This window comes from Actinoplanes sp. NPDC024001 (assembly GCF_040638955.1).
Lineage (GTDB): Bacteria > Actinomycetota > Actinomycetes > Mycobacteriales > Micromonosporaceae > Actinoplanes.
The window spans coordinates 2,991-11,462 of sequence record NZ_JBEZZB010000240.1 but is presented as its reverse complement, the minus strand read 5'-3'; the positions used below and the strand labels follow the sequence as shown (position 1 = coordinate 11,462).

General features: G+C 70.9%; 5 protein-coding genes and 1 tRNA gene. 4 read left to right on the top strand and 2 right to left on the bottom strand.

Annotated elements, in window-relative coordinates:
- Positions 1–570: 570 nt before the first annotated feature.
- Positions 571–2,133 carry a ricin-type beta-trefoil lectin domain protein gene (locus tag AB0F81_RS47420; protein WP_360210345.1) on the top strand — a complete coding sequence of 521 codons (1,563 nt, stop codon included), beginning with the start codon at positions 571–573 and terminating at the stop codon, positions 2,131–2,133.
- Here AB0F81_RS47420 and AB0F81_RS47415 read toward each other — a convergent pair.
- Positions 2,130–2,867 carry a VOC family protein gene (locus tag AB0F81_RS47415; protein WP_360210343.1) on the bottom strand — a complete coding sequence of 246 codons (738 nt, stop codon included), beginning with the start codon at positions 2,865–2,867 and terminating at the stop codon, positions 2,130–2,132. The genes AB0F81_RS47420 and AB0F81_RS47415 overlap by 4 nt on opposite strands.
- Here AB0F81_RS47415 and AB0F81_RS47410 point away from each other — a divergent pair.
- Positions 2,866–4,119: an NADAR family protein gene (locus AB0F81_RS47410; RefSeq protein WP_360210341.1), complete on the top strand. Its 1,254-nt coding sequence runs from the start codon at positions 2,866–2,868 to the stop codon at positions 4,117–4,119. The two genes, AB0F81_RS47415 and AB0F81_RS47410, sit on opposite strands and share 2 nt — an antisense overlap.
- A 70-nt stretch (positions 4,120–4,189) precedes the next feature.
- On the opposite strand, the gene AB0F81_RS47405 is transcribed toward AB0F81_RS47410, so the two are convergent.
- Positions 4,190–4,263: transfer RNA gene (locus AB0F81_RS47405), tRNA-Pro, on the bottom strand.
- 609 nt (positions 4,264–4,872) lie between these two features.
- Between AB0F81_RS47405 and ftsH the strand changes: the two genes are divergently transcribed.
- A complete protein-coding gene (gene ftsH / locus AB0F81_RS47400; protein WP_360210339.1) occupies positions 4,873–6,705 on the top strand; it encodes an ATP-dependent zinc metalloprotease FtsH in 1,833 nt (610 codons plus the stop codon).
- A 256-nt stretch (positions 6,706–6,961) separates the two neighbouring features.
- The gene (locus AB0F81_RS47395; RefSeq protein WP_360210347.1) at positions 6,962–8,347 is read left to right on the top strand and encodes a dicarboxylate/amino acid:cation symporter; all 1,386 of its coding nucleotides are present in this window, start codon (positions 6,962–6,964) and stop codon (positions 8,345–8,347) included.
- The last annotated feature ends 125 nt before the right edge of the window (positions 8,348–8,472 follow it).

Sequence of the window (8,472 nt, the reverse complement as noted above, 5' to 3'; positions counted from 1 at the left end):
CAGCAACACTCAGGCGCAGCCGAGCCCGCCGGCCGGCGGCCAGTGTCGGCTCGGGTCGGCCGCAGCAACACTCAGGCGCAGCCGAGCCCGCCGGCCGGCGGCCAGTGTCGGCTCGGGTCGGCCGCAGCAACACTCAGGCGCAGCCGAGCCCGCCGGCCGGCGGCCAGTGTCGGCTCGGGTCGGCCGCAGCAACACTCAGGCGCAGCCGAGCCCGCCGGCTGACGGCCAGGGTCGGTTCGGGGCGGCCGAAGTGACACTCAGGTGCCGGCCGGGAGGGGTTTGGGTTGAGGGTGACCGGGTGCTTACGCCCGGCGGGCGCGCTGGAGGGCGTGAGCAGGCACGTGCTCGCGCGGGTAGCACAGGGGCACCGATTTCGGCGGGGCCGCGAACGCGTACCGGAAAAGGGCGTGAGTGACAAGCGGACATTGACCCGCGACTTTTTGTTGAGGTTTGTTGACAGTTTGGTCGCGGGGTGGAAACAATCGCCTGAGAGCGCTCTCCCCCAGCCTTCCCCCGGCCGCACGCCTGCGCGGATTGTTCGACCGTGTGCGTGCGTGAAAGGACGATCCGATGCTCCGTCCTGCTCATCGAGCCCTCGCCGTCGCGGCGGCGGCATTGACCGCTGTCACACTGACCCCCGTTGCCGGATTCGCCGATCCGGGCGGGCCGGCCGCGCCGCAAGCGCCGGCAGCCGCGCCGGGCGAGTTGGGGCTGGCGCCCGGCATGCTCGCCGCGATGCGCCGTGACCTGCGGCTCGACGACGACGAGATCGCGCAGCGGCTCACCACCGAGGCCGCCGCGCCGGTCATCGAGAAACGGCTGCGCGCCCAGCTGGGCAAACGGTTCGCCGGCGCCTGGATCCCGGACGGCGCGACCCGGCTGACCGTCGCTGTGACCAGCGCGGCCGATGCCGCGACGGTGCGTGCTGAAGGCGCCGACGCCAAGGTCGTCAAGCGCAGCGAGGCGGACCTCGCGGCGGATCGCGCGAAACTCGACCGCCGCGGCGGGGAGGCGCCGGACAGTGTGCACAGCTGGTACATCGAACCGGCCGGCAACCGCATCGTGATCACCGCTGCAGCCGGTGCCGAGGCGCAGGCCCGGCGCTTCGCCGAGGCCAGCGGCGCCAAAGCGGTCACGGTCCGCACCGTGGACGCCCAGCGGCCCCGGCCGATGTGGGACACCCGCGGCGGCGACCAGTATGTGATCAACGGCAACACGCTGTGCTCGGTCGGGTTCTCGGTCGCCGGCGGCTTCGTGACCGCCGGTCACTGCGGCGGCGTCGGCAGCCCGACGCTCGGCTTCAACAACCAGGCACAGGGTACGTTCGCCGGCTCCTCATTCCCCGGCAACGACTACGCATGGGTACGGACCAACGGCAACTGGGTGTCACAGCCGTGGGTGCACAACTACTCCGGTGGCAACGTGCTCGTGGCCGGGTCGCAGGAGGCGGCCATCGGCAGCTCGATCTGCCGTTCCGGGCGGACCACCGGCTGGCGCTGCGGCACCCTGCTCGGCAGGAACGAGACCATCAACTACGCGCAGGGCGCCGTCTCCGGCCTGAGCCGCAGCAACGCCTGCGCACAGCCGGGCGACTCCGGCGGGTCCTGGATCTCCGGCAACCAGGCGCAGGGCGTCACCTCCGGCGGCAGCGGCAACTGCACCACCGGCGGCACCATGTGGTTCCAGCCGGTCAACGAGATCCTGCAGGTGTACGGCCTGTCGCTGACCACCACGGGCGGCGGCGGAGGCGGTGGCACCGCGATCATCAGCAACTGGAACAACAAGTGCCTCGACGTGCCGAACAGCAACTTCGCCGACGGCGTGCTGGTGCAGATGTGGACCTGCAACGGCTCCGCGGCGCAGCGGTGGGAGGCCGTCAACGGCACCCTGCGCACCGGCAACAACAAGTGCCTGGACGTGCCGTGGGGTTCCACCGCCAACGGCGTCATCATCCAGATCGTCACCTGCAGCGGCAACCCGGCCCAGCAGTGGGTGCTCAGCGCCGCCGGTGACCTGGTGAACCCGCAGGCCAACAAGTGCCTCGACATCAAGGACTGGAACGGCAACGACCGGGCCCAGGTGCAGCTGTGGGAGTGCGGCGGCTCGCTGAACCAGAAGTGGCGGCGCGGCTAGATCGTCCAGATCAGACAGAAGGGCTTGCCGGCCGGATCGGCGTAGACGCGCCAGTTCCGGCCGGCACCGTCCAGCCGGGTGGCGCCGGCGTCGAGGGCGGCCCGGCCGGCGGCGTCCGGGTCCTCGACGATGACGTCGAGATGGATCTGCTGCGGATACGCCGGGTCCGGCCAGCGTGGCGGGCTGTACTGCTCCACCTGCTGGAACAGGACCGGCTGCGCGCCGTCCTCGCCGATCATGGCCATGCCGTCGGCCTCGTAGGTGACCGGTTTGCCGAGCAGCCGGGCGTAGAAGTGGCTCAGCGCCTTCGCGTCGGGGCAGTCGAGCATGACGCCCATCAGGGTGGTCCGCGGATCGTCCGGGTTGGCGCAGAGGTCGAACGGGTGGCCGGCCGGGTCGGCCAGCGTGTGCCAGCACTCGTTGCGGCGCAGCAGGGTGGCGCCGAGCCGCTGGGCCCGTTCCGCCGCGGCGTCGATGTCCGGCACCCGGAAGTCGAGGTGGGCCTGCTGCGGGCGCTCCTGGCCCGGCCAGCTGGGCGGCACGTGGCCGGGAGCCTGCTGCAGGCCGATCCGCCAGCCGTCATCACTGTGGAGCGTGATCCAGTCGTCCTCGTCACCGCCGGGTTCGCGCCGCCAGCCGGCGAGCCGCTCGTAGAACGTCGCCAGCCGGTCGATGTCGGGCGCGTCCAGCGCCACGGCCCGCAGTGAGCCGATCGAATGCGGTTCGAGGGTCATGCCTTCGATCCTGCCGCTTCCGGCACCACAGCGCCCGGTGAAAAGGCGTCGCCGCGGCAGACCGGTCGATACCGGCCGGTTGGAGAAACCGGCCGATGACCGCGATCCGCCCAAGATCAGCTGTTCCGGAGCGGCCTACACTGCGCCGGTGGCGTGGGACAAGAGAACCTATCGGGTTGTCGACGGTGAACAGATCGAGGGCACCTGGCGGCCGATTTTCATCCGCAACGGTCCGACCTACTTCCTCACGGATCTGCTCATCTTCGCCGACGGAGCGATCAACTGCTGGGACTGGGTCGATCTCGACGGGCTACGGCAGAAGCTGGAGTCGGGATGGGTCGCCACTCATCTCGAACCGGGCATGGAAGCCTCGGCTCACCACCTCGCGAGCTGGCGCTTCGATGAGCCGCAGACATGGGTCACCGCCGACGAACTCCTCGGGGAGGTCGCCGACGAGATCGATCACCTCAATGGCCGGCCCGATTCCACCGGCCGTTGCCTGCAGGCGCTGGACCGATACCTCGAAACCCGGACGGAAGCCGATCGGCGGCTACTTCGCGCGGCCTACCTGGCCGTTCCCGAACACGTACGCCACTACACGCTCGGCGACATGGACGCGAAGGACCAGCCGCTGCGGGTGCTGTGCACACCGATCGGGGAACACACGACTCACGACGAGCTCGTGACCGAGGCGATGCACGGTCAGGCCCACGAGTATTTCGAGGAACGTCAGAGGTCGGTCAAGGAATGGACCGAATCCCGCCCTGCTGACGGCCCGGAGCAGGCGGAAAATCCCACGGTCAAGCTGGCATCGATCCCCGGCAGTTGGCGAGCAGAGCCAGGGATCGAGTGTCTGCGCAACGAGTACCCGACCACGATCGACATCGGCGGCGACACCTACGCCAGCGCCGTGCACGCCTACTGGGCTCTGGCCGCCACCGACGAGAGCACCCGCGCAGCGATCCATCGCACCGCGACGGCCCTCGGCGTCGAGCGCGCCGTCGGCAAGGCGCCGCTCCGGCCGGATTGGCCTCACCTTCGCCTGGCCGCTATGCGCGCGGTTCTGCATGCCAAGTTCAGCCAGCACCCGGAACTCGCGGATGTACTCATCGCGACCGGCGACGCACGCATCGAGTACAACATCAGCTCGGCGTACTGGAGCGGTGGCACGAAGGGTCGCAATTGGCTCGGCCGGCTACTCGAACTTGTCCGGTCCGAGATCGTGGCAGAACGAGCGGGCTTCGCCCCGTAGCCGGCAACCCGGCTTCCATCTCACGGTGCCGCATGGCCGTCGGCCACCGGAATCCGGCCCTGTCAGCCCGTCGGGATGGCCGGATTCGAACCGGCGGCCCCCGGTCCCCCAGACCGGTGCGCTCCCTGACTGCGCCACATCCCGTTCATGTATCTGCCGGTCCCGGAGCGGCCGGCGGGGCGATGCCCCCCGCCGGCCGCTTCCCGGCACGGCATCAGCGCGGCCCGAGAAGCCGGGCGTACGCGCCTCGGACGGATTCCGGTCGCCCGTGCCGGGTGGGTGGCCGCCGTGTGCGGCCCGGTGTGGTGCTTTGCGGCGCCGGGATCAGGGACGGTGACCTTCTGCGTTGGCGGGGTGGTCCATTCCCCTCCAGCGAGCCCGACGAGTGGAACTGTCGAGCCGGCCCGCAGTGTCCGCCGATCTCCCCTCCCCGGCGCCTCGATCGGCAGCGGGGTCGCGAAGCCCGCACCGACGTGGTGTGAACGAAGCCGGAGAAACAAAAATGCCGCCGATCCCCGGCCGGGACGGCGGCTGCCACGCGCTGGCGAGCGCTAGCTGGGCCACCGTTTCCGCTGGGGTTCGAAGCCGATCACGTTCATGGCGCCCATCGTAGGAACCGCCGTCCGGGACGGGCAACGCATTTAAGTACCCGAGATCACGCCCCGGAGCGAGGTGACCACGACCCGCGCTGGGCACATCTGGCGCGTGCCGCCCCAGTCCTGGTCGGGACGGCGATCCGGAGAGGGGAATCCGATGGCAGATGAGCAGACGTCCGGCACGTGGCGCCGCCGGTTGCGGTCCTGGGCGCCGGCGCTGATCGGATACGTGATCGTGTTCGGGCTGCTGACCGTCCAGGACCGCGCGGACCGGCCACCCACCGTCGCCTACACCGCTTTCGAGACGCAGGTGCAGGCGCACAACGTGGCGGAGGTCTACGCCACCGGCGACTCCATCGAGGGCAAGCTGAAGACCCCGGCGGCGCTGCCGGGCGGCAAGAACGGCGAGACCTACCGGAAGTTCACCACCGAGCGGCCGGAGTTCGCCGACGACGACCTGCTGGCGGCGCTGCAGTCCGGCGGTGCGGAGGTCCGCGCGACCCCGGTCGTGCAGCAGCGCGGCACGTTCGCCAACCTGCTGATCTCGTTCGGCCCGATCCTGCTGCTGTTCGGCTTCTACTGGTGGACGCTGCGGCGGCAGAGCGCCGGTGGACTGCTCGGCCGCCGTGCCGGCACCCGGGTCCAGCCGGGCACGGTGCGCACCACGTTCGCCGACGTCGCCGGCATCGACGAGGTGAAGGACGAGATCAGCGAGATCGTCGACTTCCTGCGCAACCCCGGGAAGTACGCCCGGATCGGCGCCCGCGCGCCCCGCGGTGTGCTGCTCACCGGCGCGCCCGGCACCGGTAAGACGCTGCTGGCGCGGGCGACCGCCGGCGAGGCCGGGGTGCCGTTCTTCTCGGCGAGCGCGGCCGAGTTCATCGAGGTGGTGGTGGGTGTGGGCGCGAGCCGGGTGCGGGACCTGTTCGCCGAGGCCCGCAAGGTCGCCCCGGCGATCGTGTTCATCGACGAGATCGACGCCATCGGCCGGTCCCGCAGCGGCGGGAACCTCGGCGGCAACGACGAGCGCGAGCAGACCCTGAACCAGATCCTCACCGAGATGGACGGCTTCTCCGGCGCCGAGGGCGTGATCGTGCTGGCCGCCACCAACCGGCCCGATGTGCTGGACGCGGCGCTGCTGCGGCCCGGCCGGTTCGACCGCACGATCGCGGTGCAGCCGCCGGACCAGCGGGGACGCCGGGAGATCCTGCGGGTGCACGCCCGCACCGTGCAGGTCGCCGCGGACGCCGACCTGGACCGCCTGGCCCGTTCCACGGCCGGCATGACCGGCGCCGACCTGGCCAACCTGATCAACGAGGCGGCGCTGCTCGCCGCCCGGCGCGGCGACGAGGCGGTCACCGGGCAGGACCTGGCCGACGCGCTGGAGAAGGTGCAGCTCGGCGCGGCACGCCAGGTGGTCATCCCGGAGGCCGAACGGCGGCGGACCGCCTACCACGAGAGCGGCCACGCGCTGCTCGGCATGCTGCAGCCGGGCGCGGACCCGGTCCGCAAGGTCTCGATCATCCCGCGCGGGCGCGCCTTGGGCGTCACCCTCGCCACGCCCGAGACCGACCGTTACGGGTACGACGAGGACTACCTGCGCGGCCGGATCAGCGGCGCCCTGGCCGGGATGGCCGCCGAAGAGGTGATCTTCGGCGTGGTGACGACCGGCGCGGAGAGCGACCTGGAGGTGGCGACCAGCCTGGCCCGCAACATGGTCGGCCGGTGGGGCATGTCCGGCCGGATCGGTCCCGTCTCGGTGCTGCCGGCCGAGGGCGATCCGCGGATGGTCGGCGTCTCCGAGCACCTGCTCGACACCGTCGACGAGGAGGTCCGCCGCATCGTCGAGGAGTGCTACGTCGGGGCGGTGAAGCTGCGGCGCGAACACCAGCACCGCCTGGAGTCCCTGGTCACGAGGCTGCTGGCCGCGGAAACCCTGGATCAGGCCGAGGCGTACGATGCGGCCGGCCTGACCCCGGCCACCGCCTGACCGGCCGCGGCGATCGGCGGGGCCGGCCTGTGACTCAGCACACTGGGCCTATCGGGAATGTATGGTTCTCGCCGATCGCTGCGCAGGGTTGGACGTGAGTACGACGGGAGGAGGTGCCATGGGTCTGCTGCTGACGCGGCGTCGCCACGTGGACCACATGCGCACCTGCAGCGATCTCTGCCGGTGAGGTGACCGCGGCCACCTGCCGCACCTGCCTCATCCCTCTCCCGTCTGGAGTTCCGCTGTGCTCAAACGCCTGCAACGCGTCCCGTTCGCTGTCCAAGTCTTCGCCGGTTTGTTCCTCGGTGTCGTCTTCGGCCTGATCGCCCGTGAGATGGGCCCGGCCGGCGACGGCAGCCCGAACTGGCTGACCAGCACCCTCGACACGGTCGGCGGCGCCTTCGTCGACCTGCTGCGTGCCCTGGTCGTACCGTTGGTGATCACCGCGATCATCGCCAGCATCGCCAATCTGCGCGGAGTGGCCGGCGCCGCCCGGCTGGCCGGGCGCACCCTGCTGTGGTTCGCCGTCACCGCGCTGATCGCCGTCTCGATCGGCATCGCGCTCGGCCTGATCTTCCAACCCGGTAACAACACCTCCGTCAGCGGCGACGCCGCCGCCGAACCGTCCAAGGTCGGCGACTGGTGGGCCTTCCTGACCGGCCTGATCCCCACGAACATCCTGGGTCTGCAGGCCAGCACCACCATCAAGGAGGGCGCGGCCACCACCAGTCTCTCCTTCAACGTGCTGCAACTGCTCGTGATCTCGATCGCGCTCGGCATCGCCGCTCTCAAGATCGGCGAGCGGGCCGAGCCGTTCCTGAACTTCAACCGGTCCGCGCTGGAGATCGTGCAGAAGGTGCTGTGGTGGGTCATCCGCCTGGCGCCGATCGGCACCATCGGCCTGCTCGGCTACGCCGTGGCCGACTACGGCTGGGACGCGATCGGGTCGCTCGGCGCGTTCGTCGGCGCCGTCTACCTGGGCCTGCTGCTGGTCATCGGGGTGGTCTACCCGGTGCTGCTGAAGGTGCACGGGGTGCCGGTGCGCCGCTGGTACGCGACCGTCTGGCCGGCCCTGCAGCTGGCCTTCGTCTCCCGTAGCTCGCTGGGCACCCTGCCGGTCACCGAGCAGGTCACCGAGAAGGTCGGGGTGCCGCGGTCGTACGCGAGTTTCGCGGTGCCGCTCGGCGCGACCACGAAGATGGACGGCTGCGCCGCGATCTACCCGGCACTGGCCGCGATCTTCGTGGCGCAGTTCTACAACATCGGCCTGTCCTGGCCGGACTACCTGCTGATCGTCGCGGTCTCGGTGCTCGGTTCGGCCGCGACGGCGGGCACGACCGGCGCGACGGTGATGCTCACGCTGACCCTGTCCACGCTCGGCCTGCCGCTGGCCGGTGTGGGCCTGCTGCTGGCCGTCGACCCGATCCTGGACATGGGCCGCACCGCGACGAACGTGGCCGGTCAGATCCTGGTGCCGACCATCGTCGCGAAGCGTGAGGGCATCCTCGGCCGTGACGAGGACGCCGCCGATGGCGCGGGCAAGGACGCGGGCAAGGGTGCGGACGATGGCGCGGGCAAGGGTGCGGACGCCACGCCGGAGCCCGCAGCGCCGGCTCAGCGGGAAGCCGCGTCGATGGCCTGACGCGCTACGGCGATAATCCGGGAGTGCGATTCGCGGTCCTGGGCCCGACCGAGGTGGTCCGAGACGACGGCCGGCCAGTGCAACTGGCCGGCCGTCGGCAGCGCGCGCGGCGGGCCCGGCGGCGG